This is a genomic window from Geothermobacter hydrogeniphilus (assembly GCF_002093115.1).
Lineage (GTDB): Bacteria > Desulfobacterota > Desulfuromonadia > Desulfuromonadales > Geothermobacteraceae > Geothermobacter_A > Geothermobacter_A hydrogeniphilus.
In genome coordinates this window covers 1-23,826 of sequence record NZ_NAAD01000010.1, presented here as the reverse complement: position 1 = coordinate 23,826, position 23,826 = coordinate 1, and the positions used below count along the sequence as shown (strand labels likewise).

General features: G+C 60.7%; 22 protein-coding genes and 1 tRNA gene. 6 read left to right on the top strand and 17 right to left on the bottom strand.

The annotated features are described in order from the left end of the window. Window positions 1-94: 94 nt before the first annotated feature. From larE to B5V00_RS08925, 3 genes are read right to left on the bottom strand one after another with little or no spacing between them, the layout of a single operon-like run. The gene (gene larE / locus B5V00_RS08935) at window positions 95-895 is read right to left on the bottom strand and encodes an ATP-dependent sacrificial sulfur transferase LarE (RefSeq protein WP_085010439.1); all 801 of its coding nucleotides are present in this window, start codon (window positions 893-895) and stop codon (window positions 95-97) included. Between the two features lie 52 nt (window positions 896-947). Next, window positions 948-1,868 carry a cysteine synthase A gene (cysK, locus tag B5V00_RS08930; RefSeq protein WP_085010438.1) on the bottom strand — a complete coding sequence of 307 codons (921 nt, stop codon included), beginning with the start codon at window positions 1,866-1,868 and terminating at the stop codon, window positions 948-950. Between the two features lie 57 nt (window positions 1,869-1,925). Further along, the gene (locus B5V00_RS08925) at window positions 1,926-2,393 is read right to left on the bottom strand and encodes an RrF2 family transcriptional regulator (RefSeq protein WP_085010437.1); all 468 of its coding nucleotides are present in this window, start codon (window positions 2,391-2,393) and stop codon (window positions 1,926-1,928) included. Between the two features lie 128 nt (window positions 2,394-2,521). Here B5V00_RS08925 and B5V00_RS08920 point away from each other — a divergent pair, with 128 nt between their 5' ends. Continuing rightward, window positions 2,522-2,938 carry a hypothetical protein gene (locus tag B5V00_RS08920; protein WP_085010436.1) on the top strand — a complete coding sequence of 139 codons (417 nt, stop codon included), beginning with the start codon at window positions 2,522-2,524 and terminating at the stop codon, window positions 2,936-2,938. Between the two features lie 82 nt (window positions 2,939-3,020). On the opposite strand, the gene lysA is transcribed toward B5V00_RS08920, so the two are convergent. From lysA to B5V00_RS08900, 4 genes are all read right to left on the bottom strand, one after another. After that, entirely contained in the window at window positions 3,021-4,286 is a 1,266-nt protein-coding gene (gene lysA / locus B5V00_RS08915; protein ID WP_085010435.1) for a diaminopimelate decarboxylase, read from the bottom strand. Window positions 4,287-4,518: 232 nt separating this feature from the next. Continuing rightward, on the bottom strand, window positions 4,519-4,986 hold the full coding sequence (locus B5V00_RS08910; RefSeq protein WP_085010434.1) for an Lrp/AsnC family transcriptional regulator: 468 nt from the start codon (window positions 4,984-4,986) through the stop codon (window positions 4,519-4,521). A gap of 79 nt (window positions 4,987-5,065) precedes the next feature. Continuing rightward, entirely contained in the window at window positions 5,066-6,130 is a 1,065-nt protein-coding gene (locus B5V00_RS08905) for a sensor histidine kinase (RefSeq protein ID WP_172399685.1), read from the bottom strand. Between the two features lie 171 nt (window positions 6,131-6,301). Next, on the bottom strand, window positions 6,302-7,000 hold the full coding sequence (locus B5V00_RS08900; protein ID WP_085010432.1) for a response regulator transcription factor: 699 nt from the start codon (window positions 6,998-7,000) through the stop codon (window positions 6,302-6,304). 146 nt (window positions 7,001-7,146) lie between these two features. Between B5V00_RS08900 and B5V00_RS08895 the strand changes: the two genes are divergently transcribed. Continuing rightward, window positions 7,147-8,910, top strand: coding sequence for a methyl-accepting chemotaxis protein (locus B5V00_RS08895; protein WP_245803939.1), 1,764 nt, complete (start codon window positions 7,147-7,149; stop codon window positions 8,908-8,910). A gap of 74 nt (window positions 8,911-8,984) precedes the next feature. On the opposite strand, the gene ilvD is transcribed toward B5V00_RS08895, so the two are convergent. The 7 genes from ilvD to B5V00_RS08860 all read right to left on the bottom strand — a co-directional run bounded on the left by ilvD (window position 8,985) and on the right by B5V00_RS08860 (window position 16,205). Continuing rightward, window positions 8,985-10,688 (bottom strand): dihydroxy-acid dehydratase, encoded by a 1,704-nt coding sequence (gene ilvD / locus B5V00_RS08890; RefSeq protein ID WP_085010431.1) that lies wholly within the window; start codon window positions 10,686-10,688, stop codon window positions 8,985-8,987. 40 nt (window positions 10,689-10,728) lie between these two features. Beyond that, window positions 10,729-11,199: an acetolactate synthase small subunit gene (ilvN, locus tag B5V00_RS08885; RefSeq protein ID WP_085010430.1), complete on the bottom strand. Its 471-nt coding sequence runs from the start codon at window positions 11,197-11,199 to the stop codon at window positions 10,729-10,731. 208 nt (window positions 11,200-11,407) lie between these two features. Continuing rightward, the gene (gene ilvB, locus B5V00_RS08880; RefSeq protein ID WP_085010429.1) at window positions 11,408-13,153 is read right to left on the bottom strand and encodes a biosynthetic-type acetolactate synthase large subunit; all 1,746 of its coding nucleotides are present in this window, start codon (window positions 13,151-13,153) and stop codon (window positions 11,408-11,410) included. A gap of 327 nt (window positions 13,154-13,480) precedes the next feature. Beyond that, window positions 13,481-13,801 carry a heavy metal-binding domain-containing protein gene (locus B5V00_RS08875; RefSeq protein ID WP_085010428.1) on the bottom strand — a complete coding sequence of 107 codons (321 nt, stop codon included), beginning with the start codon at window positions 13,799-13,801 and terminating at the stop codon, window positions 13,481-13,483. Between the two features lie 60 nt (window positions 13,802-13,861). Beyond that, window positions 13,862-14,602 carry a DUF1847 domain-containing protein gene (locus tag B5V00_RS08870; protein WP_085010427.1) on the bottom strand — a complete coding sequence of 247 codons (741 nt, stop codon included), beginning with the start codon at window positions 14,600-14,602 and terminating at the stop codon, window positions 13,862-13,864. Window positions 14,603-14,713: 111 nt separating this feature from the next. Further along, window positions 14,714-15,907, bottom strand: a complete 1,194-nt coding sequence (thiI, locus tag B5V00_RS08865) for a tRNA uracil 4-sulfurtransferase ThiI (protein WP_085010426.1) — start codon at window positions 15,905-15,907, stop codon at window positions 14,714-14,716. Window positions 15,908-16,128: 221 nt separating this feature from the next. Then, window positions 16,129-16,205: transfer RNA gene (locus B5V00_RS08860), tRNA-Trp, on the bottom strand. Between the two features lie 140 nt (window positions 16,206-16,345). Here B5V00_RS08860 and B5V00_RS08855 point away from each other — a divergent pair. From B5V00_RS08855 to B5V00_RS08845, 3 genes are all read left to right on the top strand, one after another. After that, window positions 16,346-16,660 (top strand): YbjQ family protein, encoded by a 315-nt coding sequence (locus tag B5V00_RS08855; RefSeq protein WP_085010425.1) that lies wholly within the window; start codon window positions 16,346-16,348, stop codon window positions 16,658-16,660. A gap of 9 nt (window positions 16,661-16,669) precedes the next feature. Next, window positions 16,670-17,146 (top strand): YbjQ family protein, encoded by a 477-nt coding sequence (locus B5V00_RS08850; protein ID WP_172399684.1) that lies wholly within the window; start codon window positions 16,670-16,672, stop codon window positions 17,144-17,146. Between the two features lie 235 nt (window positions 17,147-17,381). Beyond that, window positions 17,382-18,224: a M48 family metallopeptidase gene (locus B5V00_RS08845; protein ID WP_085010424.1), complete on the top strand. Its 843-nt coding sequence runs from the start codon at window positions 17,382-17,384 to the stop codon at window positions 18,222-18,224. Window positions 18,225-18,297: 73 nt separating this feature from the next. Here the strand turns inward: B5V00_RS08845 and B5V00_RS08840 are convergent, their stop codons facing one another. Beyond that, window positions 18,298-19,443 (bottom strand): radical SAM protein, encoded by a 1,146-nt coding sequence (locus tag B5V00_RS08840; RefSeq protein WP_216355475.1) that lies wholly within the window; start codon window positions 19,441-19,443, stop codon window positions 18,298-18,300. 113 nt (window positions 19,444-19,556) lie between these two features. After that, a complete protein-coding gene (gene asd / locus B5V00_RS08835; RefSeq protein ID WP_085010422.1) occupies window positions 19,557-20,657 on the bottom strand; it encodes an aspartate-semialdehyde dehydrogenase in 1,101 nt (366 codons plus the stop codon). 389 nt (window positions 20,658-21,046) lie between these two features. Here asd and B5V00_RS08830 point away from each other — a divergent pair, with 389 nt between their 5' ends. After that, window positions 21,047-22,855 carry a diguanylate cyclase gene (locus B5V00_RS08830; RefSeq protein ID WP_085010421.1) on the top strand — a complete coding sequence of 603 codons (1,809 nt, stop codon included), beginning with the start codon at window positions 21,047-21,049 and terminating at the stop codon, window positions 22,853-22,855. A 29-nt stretch (window positions 22,856-22,884) separates the two neighbouring features. Here the strand turns inward: B5V00_RS08830 and djlA are convergent, their stop codons facing one another. Continuing rightward, entirely contained in the window at window positions 22,885-23,664 is a 780-nt protein-coding gene (djlA, locus tag B5V00_RS08825; protein WP_085010420.1) for a co-chaperone DjlA, read from the bottom strand. Window positions 23,665-23,826: the final 162 nt, after the last annotated feature.

The following is a 23,826-nucleotide window of genomic DNA, read 5'->3' as shown; positions in this document are numbered from 1 at the left end:
AAGCAACCTGTTACCCCCCCGCGGGTTGTCTTCCGATCACAGTGCGTCGATTCGCAGCAATTCAAGATACATAACCGGCACCCGCTTGTCGACCTCAGACTTCGTTCATGCTGCCGGTTCGGTAGCCCTGCAGGTCGAGGGCCACGTAGGTGAAACCCGCTTTCTTGAAAGCGTCGACGACCAGGCTGCGAAAATCCTCATCGAGAAAGCGGGCGATCTCCAGCGGCGCGACCTCGATTCTGGCGACGCTGTCGTGGTAGCGGACCCGGTAGTTGCGGATGCCCTGTTCCCGCAGGAAGGTTTCACAGGAGTCGATCTGTCGCAGGCGTTCAGGGGTGATTTCGGTGCCGTAGGGAAAACGCGATGAAAGACAGGCAAAGGCCTGTTTGTCGGCGGTTTCCAGCCCCAGTTGACGGCTCAGTCGGCGGATGTCGTCCTTGCCGAAACCGGCTTCGAGCAGCGGGGAACGGACCTCAAGCTCGGCGGCGGCCTCGCGTCCCGGACGGTGATCCTGCAGATCGTCGCAATTGGAGCCGTCGAGAATCGCCCGGAAGCCGAGTTCACGGGCCTTGGCGCGGCACAGGGAGAAGAGTTCGTGCTTGCAGTGGTAACAGCGTCGACGGTCGTTTTTGGCGAACCCGGGGATCTCCAGCTCATTGCTTTCGATGACCACCTGCCGGGCGCCGAACTCCGCGGCCAGGCGGCAGGCCTGTTCAAATTCGAACTGCGGATAGGTCGGCGAGGTCGCGGTCAGGGCCAGCACCTTGTCGGAACCGAGGGTGTCAACGGCCACCTTGAGCAGCAGGGTCGAGTCGACGCCGCCGGAGAAGGCGACAACCACGGACTCGAGGTCGCGCAGGATCTGCTGCAATTGACGGTATTTCTGTTCGATCATATTCTTTCCGCGCGGCATCAATGGCCGGAATCGGGATGGGTGAGGGTCGGGATCAGTCAAAAATCCCGGTCGAGAGATAGCGTTCCCCGGTGTCGCAGAGGACTGTCACGACAGTCTTTCCGGGGCCGAGGCGACGGGCGATCTGCGTGGCGGCAAAGACATTGGCGCCGCTGGAAATACCGGTGAACAGCCCCGTTTCACGCGCCATCTTTCTGGCCGTGGCAATGGCATCCTCATTTTTAACCTGGATGACTTCACTGTAAATCTGTTGGTCGAGGATCTCGGGAATGAAGCCGGCGCCGATGCCCTGGATCTTGTGTGGTCCCGGGGCCCCGCCGGAGAGGACCGGCGAGTCGGCCGGTTCGACCGCCACGATCAGCGGTTTCAGCCCGTGGTCCCGCAGGGCGTGGCCGACTCCGGTGATCGTGCCGCCGGTGCCGACCCCGGCGACGAAGGCGTCGAGTCCGCCATCTAAGGCACGGATGATTTCCGGGCCGGTGGTCTGCCGGTGAACGAGCGGGTTGGCGGGATTGTTGAACTGCTGGGGCATGAAGCACTTTTTCTGCCGGGCGATCTCCTCGGCCTTGTCAATCGCGCCCCGCATCCCCTTGGAGCCGGGAGTCAGGACCAGTTCCGCGCCATAGGCGCCGAGCAGGCGCCGCCGTTCGATGCTCATGCTGTCGGGCATGGTCAGGATCAGACGGTAGCCCTTGACCGCCGCCACCAGGGAAAGGCCGATGCCGGTGTTGCCGCTGGTCGGTTCGACAATGGTCGCGCCCGGTTGGAGGCAACCGTCTGCTTCCGCTTTTTCAATCATCGCCAGGGCGATGCGGTCCTTGACGCTCCCGCCCGGATTGGCGGCCTCAAGCTTGCCCCAGATCGCGGCCCCGTTTTCTGCAGAGGAAGAACTGATGCGTATCAGCGGGGTGTTGCCGATCTGGACGAGGGGATTTTCACTGACGGCGACAGGCATGGTCAGCCTCCGGTTTGCGGGGAGAAGGGGTTTGTGCGGGACCGTTTGCAGATTCCATCAGATGAAATACATGAAACGGTGATCAAGTTCTTTTTCCAGTCCCATGTCCCGGGCCATTTCGCAGAGATCCTGCAGGCTCAGGGAACTGAAGTAATCGTTGAGCCGGTTGTTGGCTTCCTGCCAGATTTTCTGGGTGACACACTGGTTGTCAAATTCACAGTTTTTCCGGCAGGCTTTATCGCGGGCGGTGCAGGCGACCAGAAAAACTTCACCCTCGGCGGCTTCGATAATATCCTTGACGGTCATCTTGTCAGGGGCTTTGGCCAGGGTGTATCCCCCCTGCGGTCCTCTGCGGCTGTTGAGCAATCCGCCTTTTTTCAGCTCCTGAAAGATTTGTTCCAGGTAGCGCGGCGAGATTTTCTGCCGTCGCGATATGTCCTTGATCTGACAGGGCATGTTGCCACCATGATAGGCCATGTCGAAAAGGGCGCGTACTCCATAGCGGCTTTTGGTCGAAAGCTTCATCTGCAATCTCCTCTAAATTCCGGTAATTTAATATTCATAAAACCCATGAAGATTGTCAAGAAACTTTTCCCGCTTGCGATTTCAGCGCTGTCTGGTTAACTGAAATCAGTACAGGAAAGGTTGTTTTCATGATTCCGATCGGAAGTCGCAATCCCTTTGATCCACAGCGGCCCCTGGCTCGATTGCAGGTTGTTCTTGCCGATGAGACGCGTTCGTTGCGGGTCGGTTGGTTCGGTCTTGTCTGCGGCGGAACGCCGACGATCACCCTGGCTCTGACCGAGGCGGGGCTGTCGCGGAGTGACTTGCGGGTGGGGCAACCGTTGGTGCTGACGATACCGCTGGAGGTCGGCGGCCGGAAGGTCACGGAAGTTTCCTTCCAGGGGCGACTTGTCGAGGTTCGTGACTGGCATGGAAAACTGCTGCTGAAGGCGCAGCTGACCGAGGCCGACGGAGGCGGGTGCCGCCTGGTGGGACGAAGCTTGAACCGGCTCTGCCAGGTGGGTGGCTGGAAGCAGCTTTTTCTGCCGTCGGCGCATCCCGCCTGATCCCGTCCGGGAACAGATGAAAAGGCCGGTTCGAAATTTCGAACCGGCCTTTTTGCGGGCGTTCTGATGTTGTGGAGAGGATTTACTTTGCGGGGGTAAAACTGTCGGCCTTAAAGTTCTGGGTGGCGAAGTAGTCTTCCAGGGTTTCCGCCCGCCGGATGAGTTCCACCCGGCCGTCACCGCGCAACAGCAGTTCCTGCGGCCGCAGCCGACCGTTGTACTGGAAACCCATGGCGTGGCCGTGGGCGCCGGTATCATGGATGACCAGCAGATCCCCGTCCTCGACCCGAGGCAGTTCCCGCTGGACGGCGAACTTGTCGTTGTTTTCGCACAGCGAACCGACCACGTCGACGACCTCGTGCGGCCGGTCCGCGCCGTTGAGTATGTCGATATGGTGGTAGGCCTCGTAGAGTGCCGGGCGCATCAGGCTGGACATGCAGGCGTCAACGCCGACATATTTGCGGTAGGTATCCTTGTGATTGATGGCGCGGGTCACCAGTACGCCGTGCGGGCCGGTCATCCAGCGACCCGACTCCATCACCATGCGCGGCGCGTAGCCATGCTCCCGTTTGAAAGTATTGAACAGCTCGGTGATCTCCCGGCTCATGCTGCGGATATCGAGTTCTTTGTCCTCGGGCCGGTAGGGGATGCCGAAGCCGCCGCCGATATTGAGGAATTCAAAGCGGATGTCGAGCTCGGATTCGACCAGTGCGGCGATTTCCAGCAGCATGCGGGCGGTTTCGACCATGTAGCTGTAGTCGCGTTCGTTGGAGGCGACCATGGTGTGCAGTCCGAAGCGTTTCGCGCCCCGCTGTCGCGCGCGCCGGTAGGCCTCGATCACCTGCTCATGGGTGACGCCGTACTTGGCCTCGACCGGGTTGCCGATGATGATGTTGCCGGTACGGCGCGGACCCGGATTGTAGCGGAAGCAGATCAGTTCCGGGAAGGGATTCGGGACCTTGTCGATCAGCGAGATATCGTCCAGATTGAGAATGCAGCCGCCATCCTTCAATGCCGCGTCGAACTCCTCCTGATCGGTGTTGTTGGAGGTGAACATGATCTCCATCGGCTCGGCGCCGACCTGGCGGGCCATGATCAGTTCAGCAATCGAACTGCAGTCGAAGCCGAAGCCGAGCTGTTTCATCAGTTCAAGAATTTTCAGGTTCGGCAGCGCCTTGACCGCGTAATATTCCTGGAAGCCGTCGATTCCGGCGAAGGCTTCCTTGAGCTGGCGGCCGGTCTCCAGGATGCCGGCCTCATCGTAGATATGGAACGGGGTGCCGAAGTGGTCGGCGATCTGTTCCAGGTCGGGAAAGAGCCGCTCTTTGAATGCGTTTGACATGGGCATGGGTAAAGATCTCCTGCAGGTTTTCAGGGGCTTGTTGCAAACATTTAGGGCACCAAGACACCAAGGACACCAAGAAAAAGCAAAATCCGAAAAGGGTTGACCGTTGGCAAGCTCCGGATGGTTCTGTCAATTCGAAGGCGCAAGGTTTAAGAGAATGATGGCCGGTAACGCCTCCAAACAGATTTTTCTTGAATTTCTTGGTGCTCTTGGTGCCTTGGTGGCCTCCTCCGATTTATTCCAGCTCGATCCGCCGCGTCTCCTTGACCGTGTTCAGTACCACCTGGGTACGGCTTCCTTTGACGCCGGGAATGGTCAGTAACTGGTCGCGCAGTAATTGACCGAGCGCTTTCGGGTCGGCGGCGCGAACTTTCAGCAGGTAGCCGTCCTCGCCGGCGATCTGGTGAACCTCCTGCACCCCCGACACTTCGGCCAGACGCTGCTCCAGGCTGCCGTTGCCGCGGCTGCGGTCGATTTCGACCAGGACGAAGGCCGCCAGCCCCTGTTTGAAGGGAAGCGGATTGAGGCGTACTTCGTAACCCTCGATAATCCCCCGTTCCTCCAGCTTGCGAATCCGTTCCAGCACCGCCGAAGGTGCCATGCCGACCTGCCGGGCAACCTCGGCATTGGGGATTCTGGCCTTTTCCTGAAGAATGGTCAGTATTTTGTGATCGATTTCGTCGATTGTTCTGATGATGTCCATAGCGAGAGAATTTTATTCATTGATGACTGTTGGTGTCAACTATTTTTTGCGGGTATCCGGAAAGGAATCTTGACCATGATCAGTCCGGCAGTTCAAACCAGATGCGGTTTTCACCCTCGGAACTCTCGGCACCGACCCGGCCGCCGTGGGCTTCGATCAGTTCCTTGACGATGGCGAGGCCGATGCCGGCACCACCGGCCTCGCGGGAGCGGGAGGGATCGGCCCGGTAGAAACGCTGAAACAGCAGCGGCAGGGATTCGGCAGGGATCGGCGGACCGCTGTTGGTGAAGGTCACCCGGATGTCGTTGGTTCGCCGTTCACCGCTGATGTGGATGGTGCTGCCGGCGGGAGCATACTTGCAGGCGTTGTCGACCAGGTTGCGGATTGCCTGCAGCAGCTTGTCGCGGTCAGCATGGACGGTTACGGCATCCGCCGCGAAAGCGGTTTCCACCCGCTGGGCGCGGGTTTCGAAATGGGGCCGGTAAAGGGCGAGCATGCGGCCGATCTCCTCCGGCAGGGAGAGCGGCCGACGATTCAGGTAGGCACGGGCGGCATCGGCGCGGGAGAGCTGCTGCAGGTCCTCGACCAGGTGGACCAGACGAAGAATCTCCTGTTGCAGCATGACAAAAGTTTTCTTCGACGGCGGCACCACCTCGTCGCTGAGGGCTTCGAGGTAGCCGCGCAGATTGGTCAGCGGGGTACGCAGTTCGTGGGCGATGTCGCTGACCATGTTGCGGCGCAGCCGTTCAAGCTGCTGCAGGTTGTCGGCCATGCGGTTGAAGGATCTGCCGAGCTGTCCGATTTCGTCGGCGGAGGTGACCGCGACCCGGCCATCGAAGTTGCCGGCGGCGACTTCGCCGCTGATCCTGGTCATCTGTCCCAGCGGCCGCAGCACCCGGCGGGTCAGCAGGTAACTGAGCAGCAGGGCCAGGGCCAGACCGGCGAGGCCGGCCCAGATCAGGTAGTGATGAATGGCGTCCAGAAAGGCCTGGTGGGTTTCGGTCGGCGCCACCATGTACTTGTCCATCAGCACCATGAAGTAGTTGGCCGCCAGCTGGTCGATGGCCAGCCAGACAACCAGCATGATCACGCCGATCACCGGCAGATTGATCAGCAGCAGTTTCCACACCAGGCGCTGCTTCATGGGGTCTCCGCTCTCCTGGATCGGTGGGGCCCTGTTGGATGGAGAGTGCAAGTGCTTGCCTTGGATGGGGTTGCCAAAAATCTGAAGCGCACCCATAGGTTCGCTGGTGATTTTTGGCAAGTGCAAACAGGGCAATGACTTGTATTATCCGCCGACAAGGGACCCTCCGATTCAGGATTTCAGCCGGTAGCCGAAGCCGCGCACCGTTTCGATGAACTCCGGCTCGGCGGCGTGGTCGCCGAGCTTCTGGCGAAGTTTGCCGATGTGGACATCGATCACCTTTTCGACCACCGTCTCCCCGTTGTCATAGAGTCTCTCCAGCAGTTCTCCGCGCGAGAAGACCCTGCCCGGAGTCCCGAGCAGAACCTGCAGCAGACGGAATTCGGCGCCGGTCAGATCAATGGTTTTCCCCGCAAGGGTGACCCGGTGCTGCTCCGGATCGAGACAGAGCCTTCCCTGGCAGAGTTCCGACTTTTGTTCCGTCCTGCCGGCCTGAGTTCGGCGCAGGATCGCCCGGACCCGTTCGACCAGTTCCCGCGGGCTGAAGGGTTTGACCACGTAGTCGTCGGCTCCGAGGGAGAGGCCGAGAACCCGGTCGATCTCCTCTTCGCGAGCGGTCAGGATCAGGATGGGAACCTCTGATTCCCGGCGCAGGCGCCGGCAGATCTCCCAGCCGTCCACTTCCGGCAGCATAATGTCGAGGATGACAAAGCCCGGTTTGCACGAGCGGGCCAACTCCAGTGCCCGGATCCCTCCACTGGCGGTGAGGGTCGTGAATCCTTCGCGCCGCAGGTAGGTTTCGACCAGTGCCGCGGTGTTGGGATCATCCTCGATGATCAGGATCGGTTGGGTGAGAGGGGCCTGAGGCATCACGAACTCCAGTCGACAGGTGGTTGCGGAAATTATAACGCGTAACCGCACGCTCACCGATTCGAGTTTGACAAAAAACGCTTTTTTCTAAAGCAAATCTGACTCCGGGTCGAGAAGGTGGATAGTTTCTCAACTGGAGGTTGACGATGAAATCCGTGTCCCTGCGATTCAAGCTGATCGCCGGCGGGGTTCTGATCCCGGCGGTGATTCTCGGTGGTCTGTTCGTCGCGTTCTACCGGACTGAAAAGGACCGGGTTCTGAACGAGTATATCGATCAGTCGCGTGTGCTGGCGCGCACCGTGGAGTCCGCCCGCCAGGAAATGGAGGAAAAATGGTCTCTCGGGCTTTTCAATGTCGGGATGGTGAAGCAATATGCTGAAGCGGGAGAGCGGGACAAAGTACTTGCCGCGGTGCCGGTTGTTTCGGCCTGGAACTCGGCCATGCGCAAGGCCCGGGAGGGCGGCTATACCTTCAAGGTTCCCAAGTTTCAGCCGCGGAACCCGAAAAACCAGCCGGATGAGCTGGAGGCCAGGGCCCTGAAAGCTCTCAAGCAGGGGCAGAAGGAATATGTTGAAATCGATTCGCAGAACAATGCGGTTCACTATTTCCGGCCCGTTGTTCTGACAGAGGTCTGCCTGAATTGCCATGGCGATCCGGCCACGGCGGAAACCCTCTGGGGCAACAAGGATGGTCTCGATCCGACCGGCAGCAAGATGGAAAACTGGAAGGTCGGTGAGATTCACGGCGCCTTTGAAATCATCCATTCCCTCGACGCCGCCGATGCTCAGCTGGCGGGGATCCTGCTCATGGGGGGCGGCACCATGTTCGCCGCCCTGGTGGCCTTCGCGGTTCTGATCGGTTTGTTCTCATCACGGGCGGTCATCAATCCGCTCCGTTCAGTGGTAGCCATGCTTGAAGGGATGCAGACAGGCCAGCTCGATCGGCGTCTGAACCTGAAGCGCAACGATGAAATCGGACGTCTCGGCAAGGCCCTGGATACCTTCGCCGCCAGTCTGCAGGATGAGATTCTGACCGCGTTTGACCGCCTGGCCGCCGGCGATTTCACTTTCAAGGCCAAGGGGTTGATCCGGGAACCGCTGGCGAAAGCCAACCGCAGCCTGAACCTGCTGCTGGGCCAGGTGCAGACCGCCGGGCGGGAAATCGCCATGGCCTCTAATGATGTCTCCCGATCGAGCCAGGCGCTCTCGGACGGCGCGACCGAATCGGCCGCGTCGCTGGAGGAAATCAACGCCTCGATGCAGGAACTCGCCAACCAGACCAAGCAGAATGCCGAAAATGCCAATGCCGCCAACGATCTTTCCAGCCAGGCGCGCAAGGCGGCGGAGAGCGGCGCCGAGCAGATGACGGAGATGGTCGCGGCGATGGACGAAATCAACGAATCGGGACGCAGTATCTCCAATATCATCAAGGTGATCGACGAAATCGCTTTCCAGACCAACCTGCTGGCTCTCAACGCTGCCGTCGAAGCGGCGCGGGCCGGAACCGCCGGCAAGGGCTTCGCGGTCGTGGCGGAGGAAGTTCGCAACCTGGCCGGGCGGAGTGCCAGGGCCGCTCGCGAGACGGCCGAGATGATTGAATCCACGGTGGCCAAGACTGAACGGGGAACCGAAATCGCGGACCGGACGTCAGCCTCGCTGGAGGAGATTGTCAGCGGCATTAGCAAGGCCTCGGACCTGGTGGCCGAAATCGCCCAGGCGAGCAGCGAACAGGCTCAGGGGATCAGCCAGATCACCTCCGGGCTGAACCAGATCGACCAGGTGACGCAGAAGAATACCAACAGCGCTGAAAGTTCGGCCGCCGCCGCCGAGGAATTATCGGGTCAAGCGGCGCAGTTGCAGGAAATGCTGGCCAGTTTCAAGCTTGAAAACGGCCTTGGAGTTGAAAGCTGATCCGAAGTTTTTCGACCACAAGTGAAGAGGGCAGGGACCGACAGGTCCCTGCCCTCTTCACTTGTGGCCCCTGCTCAACTGGTCACCGCCCCTTCCGAAGCGGAGGAGACCAGACCGGCGTACTTGGCCAGCACCCCGCGCGGGTAGCGGGATCCGGGAGGCTGCCAGATCTCTCGCCGTTTTTCCAGCTCACGGCCATCAATCCGCAGGTTTAACTCGTTTGTTTCAAGGTTGATTTCGATCGGGTCTCTCTCCTTGACCAGGGCAATGGTGCCGCCGACCTGCGCCTCGGGAGCGACGTGGCCGATCATGATGCCGTGGGTGCCGCCGGAAAAGCGGCCGTCGGTGACCAGGGCGACATCGGTACCCAGGCCCGCGCCCATCAGTGCCGCCGAGGGGGAGAGCATCTCGCGCATGCCGGGACCACCCTTCGGCCCCTCGTAGCGGATCACCATCACGTCCCCGCGGTTGATCTCGCCTTTCAGGATTGCCTGCAGGGCGTCTTCTTCCCGTTCGAAGACCCGCGCCGGGCCGCTGAAGCTGCCCGGCTTCCTGCCGCTCAATTTGAGTACGCAGCCTTCCGGGGCGAGGTTGCCGCGCAGGATACGGATGTGCTGCCCCGGTGGAGCGTAGGGGGCCTCGGGCGGATAGAGGATGTCCTGTCCCTCAGGGCAGGTGGGCGTGTCGGCAAGATTGTCGGCGATGCTGAGACCGGTGACGGTCAGGCAGTCGCCGTGCAGGAAGCCGGCGTCGAGCAGGGTCTTCATCACCATCGGCACGCCGCCGATGCGGTGCAGGTCGTTCATCAGGTAGCGGCCGAAGGGTTTGAAGTTGCCGAGCAGCGGGACTTTTCCGGTGACGCGGGCGATGGCGTCGAGATCGAGTTCGACGTCGGCCTCGTGTGCCAGAGCCAGCAGGTGGAGCACGGCGTTGGTCGAGCCGCCCAGCGCCCAGGCGACGGTGAGGGCATTCTCGAAAGCGGCGCGGGTCATGATGCGGCGGGCTCTGGTTCCCTTCTGCAGCAGGCCCATCAGCATCCGCGCGCTGCGGGCGGCATCGAGACGCTTGTCGGCGCTGATGCGGTTGTCGCGTTCGACGGCGAGGTTGGAGGCGGCGCCGGGGATGCTCATTCCCAGCGCTTCGATGGCGGACGCCATGGTGTTGGCGGTGTACATGCCGCCGCAGGAGCCGGCGCCGGGACAGGCGTGGCATTCGATTTCCTTCAGCCGGCAGTCGTCGATTTTTCCCGCCGCGTGGGCGCCGATGGCCTCGAAGCTGCTGACGATGTTGAGCTCCTCGCCGCCATACAGGCCGGGGAGGATGCTGCCGCCGTAGAGGGTCAGGCCGATCAGGTCGTTGCGGGCGATCGGCATCAGCGCGGCCGGAATGGTCTTGTCGCAGCCGGAGAGGGTCAGCACGCCGTCGACCCGGTAGCCCTCGGTCATCAGTTCGATGGCGTCGGCGATCACCTCGCGGCTGACCAGCGAATATTTCATCGCTTCGCTGCCCATGGAGATGCCGTCGGAGATCACCGGGGTGCCGAAGACGATCGCCTTGCCGCCTGCTGCCTCGATTTCACGCTGCAGAATGTCGCCGAGGTCGCGGAGATGATCATTGCAGGGGGTGCCGTTGGTATGGGGGACGGCCAGGGCAATAATCGGTTTCTCGAAGTCCTCGTCGGAAAAACGTACCGCCCGCAGCATGCTGCGCGCCGCGGTCCGCTCCGCCCAGTCGGCCCCGCCGGGGGTGCCGGTGATCTCGCTGCTGCGTTTCTTCATGTTGGACCTTTAATTAATTCGTTGAGGCCGCCAGGTTTTATTATTTCTCCAGCGCCGTGACCCCGGTGCGGGCGATTTCGATGATGTGTTCCTCCCCCAGATCCTTGACGAAAGCGTCGATACGGCGGGTCGAGCCGGCAATCTGGATGATGTGGATTTCGTTGCTCTTGTGGTCGAGGATCTCGAAGGTGTAGTCCTTGCGGAAGGATTCAAGATGTTCGTCATCAGCTTCGACCTTGATGATCGCCGCTTCCCGCCAATAGCTGTGGTCGGTATCGAGCTCCTTGACCGACACCACCTCGGTAAATTTTTCCAGCTGGGAGAGGATCTGCTGCACCTTCTCTTCGTCATCTTCCCGCAGGGTGATGGTCATGCGGCTGATGCCTTTCTTGCGGGAGTTGCAGACCGTCAGGGTGTCGACGTTGTACATCTTCTTGCGGATCAGCATCGAGACTTTCTGCAGCACGCCGGGACGGTCGAGCATGAAGGCGAGAATCGCGCGTCGTTTCATGGGGGTATTCTCCGTTCATCATCTGGAAAACAATATCATTGGCCATCAGGGCACCAGGAAAACCTCTTCAACGCAGAGCCGCAGAGAGGGAGAGGGCGCAGAGAAAACCAAAATCTTGTTTGGATTGAGGTCCCCCTGAAACCGGGTTTTCTCTCCACCTCTGCTCCTCTCCGCCTCTGCGTTAAAGACTTTGATTCCGGTCTTGTCCTCAGTCCTTTTTCTTCTTCGCCTTCGGGCGTTTGATGATCATGTCGTCGAAGCCGCCGCCGGCGGGGATCATCGGCAGGATCACCTCGCTCGGATCGCAGACGAATTCGAGCATGATCGCTCCCGGGTGGTCGATCGCCTCCTGGATCGCCGGTTCGATCTCGGCGAGTTCGGTCACCTTGCGGTAGGGGATGCCGTAGGCGGAAGCCACCTGACCGAAATCGGGGCTCTGCATCGGTGTGCCGGCATAGCGGCCGTCGAAGAACAGGGTCTGCCACTGGCGCACCATGCCGAGGTAGCCGTTGTTGAGAATCATGATCTTGAGGTCGGTTCCCTGTTCCATGATGGTGCCGAGTTCCTGCATGTTCATCTGGAATCCGCCGTCGCCGTTGATCGACCAGACCCGTTCTTCGGGCCGCGCCAGTTTGACACCGATCGCCATTGGCAGCGAGCAGCCCATGGTGCCGGCGCCGCCGGAGGCGAACCAGCTGTTGGGGGTCTGGTAGTTGTAGAAGCGGGCCGCCATCATCTGGTGCTGGCCGACGTCGGAGACGATCAGGTCGCGGCCGCCGGTCAGTTTCGAGAGCCGGTCGATGATGGTTTTCATCAGCAGCGCGCCGTCATCCCCCACGCCCTTGTCGATCTCCCGGCGCAGGTCCGCTGCCATCACCTCGCGCGCCTCGGCGATGCGTTGGCGCCAGCGGCGCCGCGGCTTGCCGGCTAGCATCGGGTCGCTAACCAGGACATGCAGGGTGCGGTAGACATCGGCGTTGATGGCGACCGTCGGCTGGACGTTCTTGCCGATCTCCGAAGGGTCGATTTCAACGTGGATGACGTCGGCATTTTGGGCGTATTCGCTGAGTTTGCCGGTGACGCGGTCGTCGAAACGCATGCCGAAGGAGATCAGCAGGTCCGCCTCCATGATCGCCCGGTTGGCCTCGACGGTGCCGTGCATCCCCATCATGCCGAGACTTAAGGGATGGTCGAGGGGCATGGCGGAGAGCCCGTGCAGGGTGAAGGCGACCGGGATATTGACTTTTTCGGCGAACTGCTGCAGCAGTTTGCCGGCGTTGCTGCTGATCACCCCGTGGCCGCAGAAGATCACCGGCCGCTCGCTGCGGTTGATCAGTTCGACCGCTTTCTGCAGCGGTTCACGGGCCGGTGTCGGATGGTAGTAGAAACCGGGCAGGGCCGGCCGGAAGGCTGCGGTGTCGAAGTGGTAATCCTTGTCGACCTGGACATTCTGGACATCCTTGGGAATATCCAGCACCACCGGTCCGCCGCGTCCGGTGGTGGCGACATAGAAGGCCTCGTGTACGGTCTGCTCGATCTCTTCGACGAAGAGGGGCATGTAGGTCTGTTTGCAGATCGGCATCATCACTCCGATCACGTCGCTCTCCTGGAAGGCGTCGGTGGCGATGACGCCGGTGGCGACCTGGCCAGTGACGGCGACCATGGGAACCGAGTCCATGTAGGCGTCGGCGATGCCGGTGACCAGGTTCATCGCTCCCGGCCCCGAGGTCGCCATGCAGACCCCGACCTGCGGGTTGGCGGTTGACAGGGACGCGCGGGACAGACCCTGGGCCATGAAGGCCGCTCCCTGTTCATGCCGCGACATGATGAATTTGAAGTGCCCGAGTTTGTCCATCTGGTCGAACACCGGCATGATGGCGCCGCCGGTGTAGCCGAAAATGGTCTGCACGCCCCGGTCTGCCAGGGCCCGTAAGAGAAGTTCCTTGCCAGTCATCGCAACCTCAGTCGCCTGGTTAGGGGTTCAACCTGAATCAGGTTTCAAGAGGGACGCCGGGAAGGCGCCCGCCAGTAAAGATAACCCTGAATCCGTGAGTTCCTGTCGGATGGAGAGCGTAAGTGCTTGGCCTGAATGGGCTTTCCTAAAATTTGAAGCGCACCCATAGGTTCGCTGGTAATTTTGGGGAAGTTCAGGCAGGTCAATGGCTTGCGCTATCCGCCGGCAAGGGGCTCACCGATTCAGGTTAACTGTAACGCTCTGATTTCAGGTTGCAATGATAGAAGAGAGAAAACCGACGGATTCCGCTGGTTTCGAGGTGTTTTTTCAGGCCAGCTTGACAGCTGTTCCGCTGACCGAAACCATCAGCATGCCGTTTTTTTCGCCGAGAACCTCGTAGTCGATGTCGACTCCGACCACGGCATCGGCGCCGAGTTCGGCGGCCTCTTGACGCAGGGTTTCGAAGGCGTAGTCGCGGGCCTTGCGCAGTTCCTTTTCGTATGATCCGGAACGGCCGCCGACGATGTCGCGGATATTGGCGAACATATCCTTGAAGATATTGGCGCCGAGGACCGCTTCGCCGGTGATGACGCCGAGGTAGGTGTTGATCTGCCGGCCTTCGATCTGGGGAGTGGTAGTGATGAGCATGGTGTGTTCCTCCTTTTTCCTGTTTAATTGTTTCAGGAAAAAGGAGGAACGCAAGCTATGTCAGATTTCTTTCAGTTCCTCGTCCGTCAGCACCGGCTGTTTCTGCAGTCGCTTGTAGTAGAAATTCTGGCCGTAGAGGACGCTGACCGGGTTGTGGCCGGTGACCCGATCCTTGGCGACCAGGGTGGTGACGGGGGCGTCGGCATATTTGCTGAACAGCATGTCGTGCCCGACGCAGAGCCCCATGATGATGTTCATGTCGGTCTGTTCGGCATTGCAGATTCGGGCCTGGGCGATGGGGTTGCAGGCCGGTTCGAAAGTGTTGGGACGGACCTTGTTTTCCTCTTTCAGGTTCAGGTCGAGCTTGTCGATGCTGCCGGCCTTGCAGCAGGCGGAGAAGGGTTCCAGGCCCTGGGCGGCGAGGATCTCGGAGAGGCGCCGGGTTTCGTCGAGCAGTCCGATGCAGGTGGCGATGCCGATCTTTTTGAAGCCCATCAGCCTGCACAGGGCGATGGTGTCCTCGACCCGCGTCCAGCGGGCGTTGACCGCGTCGGAGCCGGGCACCGGCTGGTAGCAGAGGCCTTCCACCTTGGCCGCCATGCGGGCCAGTCGGGCGTCGAAATCGTCCCCCCGGTAGCTCTCGAACGCTTCGCGGATGATCTCGGCATGGGGATCCGACGGACAGTAGCCCGGTTTGGCCGGTCCCTGGCCCGGTTCGCTCCAGCAGTTGGTCGCTCCCTGTTTCTGGAAGACGCCGCTGCAGGATGAACAGGAGGGTTTGACGCCGGTCTTTTCGCTCATGGGTTTTATTCCTTCCCGAACCAGAAAGTTTGTTTGCCTCGCGGGGGGCGATCCGATAAATTTAGCACCCCGCAACCGGCGCGGCAAGATCGTCTTCAGTGGCAGGCGGTTTCAGGTCTTCGTTTCGGACTCCGCTCCGTCCGGGGTCTCAGCATCAATGATCCGCAGTTCGGCGCCGTCGAGGCAGGCCTGCAGCAGCTCGTCGAGTTGCGGCATGGCGGCTTCGAAACGCTCGATATCGGGCAGCCTGGCGCGGGTGTCGGGGTGCGGTGCGATCATGAAGGAACAGCAGTCGGGGTAGGGTTGGATCGAGTCCTCGAAGGTGCCGACCCGTTCGGCGATGGTGATGATCTCCTCCTTGTTGAGGCCGACCAGGGGGGCCAGCACCGGGCGCTTCGACGCCGCCTGGATGCAGAGCATGTTGTCCATGGTCTGCGAGGCGACCTGGCCGAGGGAGTCGCCGGTGACGATGGCCCCGGCCTTTTCCTTCTCTGCCAGCATGTTGAGCAGGCGCATCATGCAGCGTCGGTAGATGATCATCCGCTCCTTGGCCGGGACGAAGGCGATGATGTGGCGCTGGATATCGCCGAAGGGGAAGATGTAGAGTTTCGAGCGCCGCTGGCTGCGGCTTAAGGTGGCGACCAGGTTTTCGATCTTGCCGACCGCTCCGCCGGCGAACTGGGTTTCGTTGCGGATGTGGCCGAAGACCAGCTCGCAGCCGCGTTTCATCATCATCCAGGCGGCCACCGGACTATCGATGCCGCCGGAGAGAGAAACCACCGCCTTGCCGCTGGTGCCCACCGGCAGCCCGCCGGGCCCGGAGATCTTGGTGCTGTAGAGCAGGGCCTCGTCGTGAGTCAGTTCGATGTGGAGCCAGAGATCGGGGTCGGTCAGGTTGACCTTCTTGTCGAGGCCGAGAACGATGCTGCTGCCGACCTGGCGGTTGATTTCGTTGGAGTTGACCGGGAAGCTCTTGTCGGAACGACGGCTCTTGACGCCGAAACTGGTGAAGTCCATCTCCGAGAGCATCCCGACCGCCTTCTCCCTGATCGCCTCGAGATCCTTTTCGGCGGCGCAGCCCATGGAAAAATGAGCGATGCCGGGAACCCGGCGCAGGGCATCGGAGATCCGTGCGGCATCGGCATCCGGTTCCGGAACGCAGACGATGCGGCCGTAACGCTTGTGAACCCGTGCCTGCTCGCCGAGGGCCTGCTTGATCCGCCTGACCAGCTGGTTCTCGAAGAAGGAGCGGTTTTTGCCCTTGATGCCGATTTCACTGTAGTGAATGATGATGCGGTCAAACATTCGTGTTTCTCCAATGCCTGAATCAGTGAGTTTTTGTTGGATGGAGAGTGCAAGTGCTTGGCCTGAATGGGGTTTCCAGAAATCTGAAGCGCACCCATAGGTTCGCTGGTGATTTCTGGGAAGCCCAGGCAGATCAATGACTTGTGCTATCCGCCGACAAGGAACGCACTGATTCAGGCAATGCAAAAGGGAGCGGGTGGACCGCTCCCCTTCTTGATAATTGGCAGGCCAGGAGGGACTCGAACCCGCAACCCCCGGTTTTGGAGACCGGTGCACTAGCCAATTGTGCTACTGGCCTGCAAGGTTGGTCATGTTAACTGATCTGCGTCCGGCAGGCAAGACTCTGTCGTCTTGGTGCTCTTTCCGTGATTGCCAAGTGAGCGAAAATTCATTATGCTTTGCCGAAAATAATCTGTTTCAGGTTAACAGGAGGGCAGTATGATTCTCACCAATGTCGGCAGCGTGCCGGGCAAAAAAATTGTTGAACACTTCGGCATCGTTCAGGGCAGCACGGTGCGTGCCAAGCATATCGGCCGTGACTTCATGGCCGGTCTGAAAAACCTGGTCGGCGGCGAACTCAAGGGCTATACCGAGCTGCTGCAGGAATCGCGCAACGAAGCAATGCAGCGGATGTCCGACCAGGCCCGGCAGATGGGCGCCAACGCGGTGGTCAATATCCGCTTCGCCACGTCGTCGGTCGCTCAGGGGGCCGCGGAACTCTTCGCCTACGGCACCGCGGTGCGGGTGGAATAGGGGGCGGCCATGGTGGAGTTCTTTCTCCAGTCCCCCGACCTGGTGATTTTTCTCGTGTTGCTGGCCCTGGGGTATGCCGCCGGCAGTCTCGCCGAGAAACGCCACTACAAGTCGATCGAAAAACGCGAGCGGGAGCTGGTCCGCCTGGCCGTGGTCACCGCCGAGGGCAGTTTCCCTCCCGGCAGGGTCCGGCAGGCCTTCCTGGTCAGCGGCAGCACGGTGGTTTCGATCGACTACTTCAAACGCCTGCTGGCGATCCTGCGCAACATCTTCGGCGGACGGGTCAAGGCCTACGAATCGCTGGTCGACCGGGCGCGGCGCGAGGCGATCCTGCGGATGAAGGCCGAGGCGCAGCAGCGCGGTGCCGGCATGATTCTCAACCTGCGGCTCGAAACCGCCACCATCGGCCGCAACGCCAACCGGAAAAACCAGGTCGGCAGTGTTGAGGCGATTGCCTACGGCACGGCGATTGTATTCAATAAGTAACCGGATTCAGGGTCTTCTGGGCCGCCAAGATACCAAGAGCGCCAGGAAAATCTTTTTTTAACGGAGAGTCGCTGAGAGGGAGAGAACGCAGAGAAAACCAAAAGTAGATTTTTGGTTTTAAACCCAAAAATTTTTCTCTCCCTCTCTGCTTCTCTCCGCCTCTCCGTTAAATGAGTTTTTGGCCTTCTTGGTATCTTGGCGGCATTCTTTATTTTCTCATAATCCGGATAAACGGATGAAATTCACCCCCCGACTTCCCGACGAAAACGTCAATGTCTCGAGAACCCATCCCCTGGCCGAACTGGCCTGGCTGCTGGGTGGGTTGCTGTTGCTCTGTCTGCTGGTGTTCGGCGGCCTCGGGCTGGCGGTCGACCTGACCGTCGATCATCTGCCGACGCGGGTTGAGAACTGGCTGGGGGACTATGCCCGGCGGCAGTTTCCGGCACGGGAGTCAGCCCCGCTGCAGCGGAGGCTCGATGCCCTGACCGCCGTCCTGCCGCCCGGCTCTCCCCTGCGTGACCGGATTTTTCGGGTGCGGCTGTCTTCCGATCCGCGGGTCAATGCCGTGGCCCTGCCGGGCAATACCATCGTGATCTTTTCCGGGTTGCTGGACGCAGTGACGTCGGAAAACGAGCTGTCGATGGTGCTGGCCCACGAGTTGGGACACTTTGCCCATCGTGATCATCTGCGCCAGTTGGGGCGGGGGCTGGTGATCACCGCGGTTGCGGCGCTGCTGTTCGGAGAACGGTCGGGGGTGACGGAACTGGCTTCCGATCTCTTCCTGACCTGGCAGGCGAGTTATTCCCGCCGCCAGGAAGCGGCTGCCGACGCCTACGCCCTGGAGTTGCTGGTGGCCCGCTACGGCCAGGCCGCCGGGGCAACCGACCTGTTTGCCCGACTGGCGGCGAAGAAAGGCCGGCGCCCATCCCGACTGCTGGCTTCACATCCTTATCCGGAAAAGCGGATCGAGTTGCTGCGGCAACTGATCGAGCAGCGTGGCTTCCCGATTGCTGAGCGTACCCCTCTGGGGGATGACCTGCGCCGGTTGTCGGCGGAAGAGGCCGGCAAAGGGGAATGAGAGTGTCCGGAACCGTTCAGCCTGAATCCGTCCGTGAGTCTCTGCCGACAGAGACTCACGGACGGATTCAGGCTCAGACCATGCGCGCCATCGCCCGGGCGGTGAACGCGTCCAGGGTTTCCGGGGTGACATTGTTCTCGGCACAGAGGGTTTCCACCTGGCCGCGGCGTAGCGGATCGTTCAGGTCGCTGAGATTGGCGAGCACCCCGGTTCGCCGGCCGACGACATAGAGCACCTGCTCTTCGGGCGGCAGCGCCAGAAACCTGCGCAGCGGGGCGGTCAGCCTTTCCCGGTCGTCCGGCAGTTGGCCGTCGACCTCCTGGAACAGGTTCAGCATGTGATCGCTCTTGATCCGGCTGGTGATGCCGCGCAGGTTGTCGAGCAACAGCAGCAATTCTTCAGCCATGCGGATGTCGCCGATCTGGCGGAAGGTTCCCTCCTGACAATCCTGGTACAGGTCCAGCCTGGGCGAGATCGCCAGGGTCCTGATGCGGATGAAATCGGGATTGATCCGGTTCAGGGCATCGGCGGTCTCCAGGGCGTTTTCCCGGGAGCAGCGGTCGCCGCCGAGGCCGGGCATGAAGTATTCGGACAGCTCGATCCCGGCTCGTTTCACCTTCTGCCCGGCAACAATCTGGGTCTCTTTGTCCACCCCCTTTTTAACCAGTTCCAGCACCTCGTCGGCGCCCGACTCCATGCCGATATGAATGCGGTTGAGGCCGGCGGCGGCCAGCCGGGCCATATCCGCGTCGCTGATGCGGGCAATGGAGTGGGAGCGGGCGTAGGAGGTTATCCGTTCGATGTCGGGAAAGGCCTGGCGGAGGTACAGCAGGATTTCAACCAGCCGGTCGGGCTTGATGACCAGGCTGTTGGCGTCCTGCAGGAAGACCGACTTCATCCCGCTGCGCACCCAGTTGAGGGCCGAGTGGAATGCCAGTTGTTCACTTTCCGGCTGCTCGGGCTGCAGGGCGAGCAGGTCCTGCCGGTTTCCGCCGCCGGGCCGGTTGATGATGTCTTCGATGGCGCTGACATGATGGCGGATACGGTCGATGTCCTGCTTGACGTGCGCCACCGGGCGGAGACTGAACGGCTTCCGCTTGTAGACGCCGCAGAAGGTGCACTTGTTCCACGGACAATTGCGCGTCACCCGCAGCAGCAGGCTCATCGCCTCGCTCGGCGGCCGGATCGGACCCAGCTCGTAGCCTCGGTAGTCTTCCATCGCGGTCATGCTTTCCGTTGTCGTGTCTGTCGTCACCTGTCTGAGTATAACCCGAACCGGGAAGTCAGGCGGGTCAATGCCCTGTGCTCTTCGCCGGCAATGAGTTCGCTGTTTCAGGATTGTTCGCGCAGGATGCGCAGCATCCGTCGCAGCGGCTCGGCGGCGCCCCACAGCAGCTGATCGCCGCAGGTGAAGGCGGAGAGGTACTGCGGGCCCATCTTCATCTTGCGCACCCGGCCGACCGGGGTTTTGAGGGTGCCGGAGACCGCCGCCGGGGTCAGCCTGGCGAGGGTTTCTTCCTTGCGGTTGGGAACCAGTTCGGCCCAGGGGTTGTCGTTGGCGAGCAGATCTTCGATATCGGCCATCGGAATATCTTTGTTGAGCTTGATGGTCAGGGCCTGGCTGTGGCAGCGCATGGCGCCGATGCGGACGCAGATGCCGTCGATGGGGATCGGGGTCGTGCTGCGCAGGATCTTGTTGGTCTCGGCGTAGCCCTTCCACTCCTCGCGACTCTGGCCGTCCTCGACCTCGCGGTCGATCCAGGGCAGCACGCTGCCGGCCAGCGGGTAGCCGAAGTTGTCGGTGGGGATGGCGTTGCCGCGCAACTCGGCGGTGACCTTGCGGTCGATGTCGAGAATCGCCGAAGCCGGGTCAGCGAGCTGGTCGGCGACGCTGTCATGCAGGTGCCCCATCTGCGTCAGCAGTTCGCGCATGTTCGGTGCCCCGGCGCCGGAAGCGGCCTGGTAGGTCATCGAGCTGAGCCATTCGACCAGCCCGGCGCGGAACAGGCCGCCGAGGGCCATCAGCATCAGGCTGACAGTGCAGTTGCCGCCGATGAAATCCTTCTTTCCGGCTGCCAGGGCGGCGTCGATCACCTCCCGGTTGACCGGGTCGAGAATGATGACCGCGTCATCGGCCATCCGGAGGCTGCTGGCGGCGTCGATCCAGATGCCGGTCCAGCCGGCGGCACGCAGCTGCGGGTGAACCTGTTTCGTGTAGTCGCCGCCCTGGCAGGTGACGACGGCATCGAGCTTTTTCAACTCATCGATGGCGACGGCATCGAGCAGTTTGCCGGCATCGAAGGGCGCGTTCTGGCCGACCTGGGAGGTGGAAAAGAAGACCGGGTTGATGGCGGCGAAATCGTTTTCTTCCTGCATGCGCTGCATCAGCACCGATCCGACCATGCCGCGCCAGCCGATAAATCCGACGTTCATTGGGCTCGCTCCTTGAAACTGTCCGGCTGCCCGCTGCGGGCAGGGATTGGGGGTTGGTGGAAATGAAAAACGGCCACGAATCGCGATGATCCGTGGCCGTCGGTATATTGCGTGTCGTTCAATTTCGCTTTACGCAACCTTCTGGACACAGACCGTCACTCGTCCCGGTTTGGTGGTCCGGGTGGTGGTCTTGGTCTGTTTCTTGAGGGTCATGGTCAGCATGTGTCGCAGTCTGCCCAAAGGGGCCGATTTTGTCAAGGGGCTATCATTCGCGTTCGGGGACAGGGTTTGGGTCGTGGAATCTGATGGTTGAGCGCCCTCAGAGAAAACAACTATTGTCAAAACGTTGTTCTGTCGATGAGGGCAGGTGACAACTGTCAGGAGTTCCCATGATCAGGATTCAATTCCGGCACTGGCCGATTCTCTGGAAAATTCTCAGCATTTCGGTGATCAGTGTGACGGCGTTCATTGTGGTTTCACTGCTTTATTTTTTGCCGATGATCGAAGGCAAGATGCGGGAGGGGAAAAAACAGGGCATCCGCAGTGTCGTCGAGGTGGCCTTCACCCTGCTCGAATACTACGAAAGGCAGGTCGAAGAAGGTCGTTTGTCTGTTGAACTGGCCAGGCGTGAAGCGGCCCGACGGATTGGTGAGTTGCGCTATGACCGGGATCAGTATTTCTGGATCAACGATCTCGACATGACCATGATCATGCATCCGATACGTACTGAGTTCAACGGCCAGAATATGACCGATTTCAAGGATTCGACCGGCCATTTACTGTTTCGTGATTTTGTTGCGGTCAGCAAACAGAAGGGGGCCGGTTTTGTCAGCTATCGCTGGCCAAAGCCGGGCGGGCAGGATCCGGTTCCGAAGATCTCCTACGTCAAGCTCTTTCAGCCCTGGGGCTGGATTCTGGGCAGTGGTATCTATCTTGACGATATCGATCGCGATCTCAGCCGGTTGCGGCACGATCTGTTGGTCGGTACGGTCTTTTTTGCCTGTGGCACTCTGGCGTTGGCCATGCTGATCGGTTCCGGGATTACCCGACCGCTGCGCCGGGTCATGCATGGACTCGATCTGGTCGCCGCTGGCCGTAGCGCCGAACTGGAGCCGCAGGTGCTGGTCGATTCGCATGATGAGGTTGGCCGCCTCGGCGAGCGGTTCAATCGGTTGATGGATTCGGTGAAACATCTGGCCCGGTTCAAAAAAGTGATCGAAGAGGAGGAAACGCTGCCGCAAATCTATCAGCGTCTCGGCCGTCTGGTTACCGACCACTTCGATTTCGATTCCGCGGTGTTGTTCGAAGTCGACAAGGACGCTGACCGGATGAATCTGGTCTATCCGCCGCCGGAAGAAGAGATGGCTTCGGGCTGTGAGGCGGTGGTCCTTGAACAGGCACGTTTCTGCAAGGTCCGGCGCACCGGGCATGTCATTTCCAACCTGGACTATCCGGAGATCTGCCACTGCCAGTCCGCCGGAAAGGGGAAGGGACATTATTGTATTCCCATGCTGGTCAGCGGGGGAGTGACGGGGGTGGTGAACGTGGGATTTGCGTTGCCGGACAACCGGATTCAGCGGCTGAAGCTGGAGACCAGGCTGGCGCATCTGGAGCAGTATGTCAGGGAGTCTCTTTCGGTGATCGAATCAAAAAAACTGCTGGAAGCGCTGCGGCAGTCGGCTCTGCTCGATCCCTTGACCGGTCTGCACAACCGCCGTTACCTGCAGGAATACACCGAGGGCATCGTGGCCGGACTGAGGCGCCGCGGCCGGTTGGCAGGCCTGCTGATGTGCGACATCGACTATTTCAAACAGGTCAATGATGTGCATGGTCACCATATGGGAGACCTGGTGCTGAAAGAGACTGCGGCGGTGATTCGGCAGTGTGTGCGTCAGGCCGATATCGTGGTTCGCTTCGGGGGCGAGGAGTTTCTGGTGATTCTGTTGGATGTGGAGGCGGGGCAGACCGAGGCGATCGGAGAAAAGATCCGCTCCCGGGTGGAGGCCTCGAGTTTCATTCTCGACCGTGAGGTTCTCAGCAAGACGATCAGCGTTGGGGCCAGCGAATTTCCCGCCGATGCGCAGACTTTGTGGCACTGTATCAAGTTTGCGGACGTTGCCCTCTACCGGGCCAAGGAACAGGGGCGCAACCGGGTGGTTCGCTTCGAGCAGGAGATGTGGCAGGGGGATGAATTCTGACTGTTGCGGAAGACCCTGCTGAATTCCGCTCAGATGCCCCGCGCTTTGCAGATTGCTTCGTAGGCGGCGTTGATCTCCGCCAGTTTGTCGTTGGCGAACTTGATGAACTCCGGCGGCAGGCCCTTGCCCTCGATCTTGTCCGGGTGGTATTCGGCGACCTTTTTCCGGTAGAGCTTCTTCAGGTCGGCATCGCTGATGTCGCTGCTGACGCCGAGGGTCCGGTAATGCTCCTCCAGGCCGAGACTGCCCGGCCGCTGCCGGCCGACGTAGCGCGCGTAGAGGGACTGATAGATGGCGTCGGGCAGTCGGAAGGCCTGCTTCGCTTCCAGCAGCATCCGCTCCTCCTCGGGATGCAGGTTGCCGTCAGCCATGGCGACCTCGAACAGGAAACTCATCATGAACTGGCACATGTCCTGCTGCTGCCAGAAGAGTTCGCCGAACTGGCGGGCGTAGTCGCCGAAGGTTTCGGGACTCTGTTTGCTCTGGTTGAGAATCTCGATGGCGAAGCGGCGGGTCTGCTCGTCGAGTCCCATGGCGTCCCTGGCAATGCGGCGGATAGCGGCGATCTCGTCATCGCAGACCCGGCCGTCGGCCTTGGCCAGTTTGCCGACCATCGAAAAGGCAGCGGTGAAAAAGAGCATCTGCTTCTGCTGGGAAGGATGAATGCCGCCGGCGTAGCCGCCTTCGAGCTGCGGCCGGGTCTGGCCGCCGCCCATCGAAGCGCCGATGGCGGCGCCGATCAGGGCGCCGAATGGTCCGCCCAGCATGGCACCGATGCCGCCGCCGATAATACCTGATAACCAACTCATCCTGTTTCATCCTTTCCTTGGGAGGCTGTCGGACTATCCATGAACTGGCTGCAAATCCGCGCGTTCGGCCCATATCCCAGCTCCATTTTGCCCCATAGCCACTGCTATGAGGCGGCAATTGAGCCGAAATCTGTGCTCAAACGCTCGAATTTTCGCTTCAGC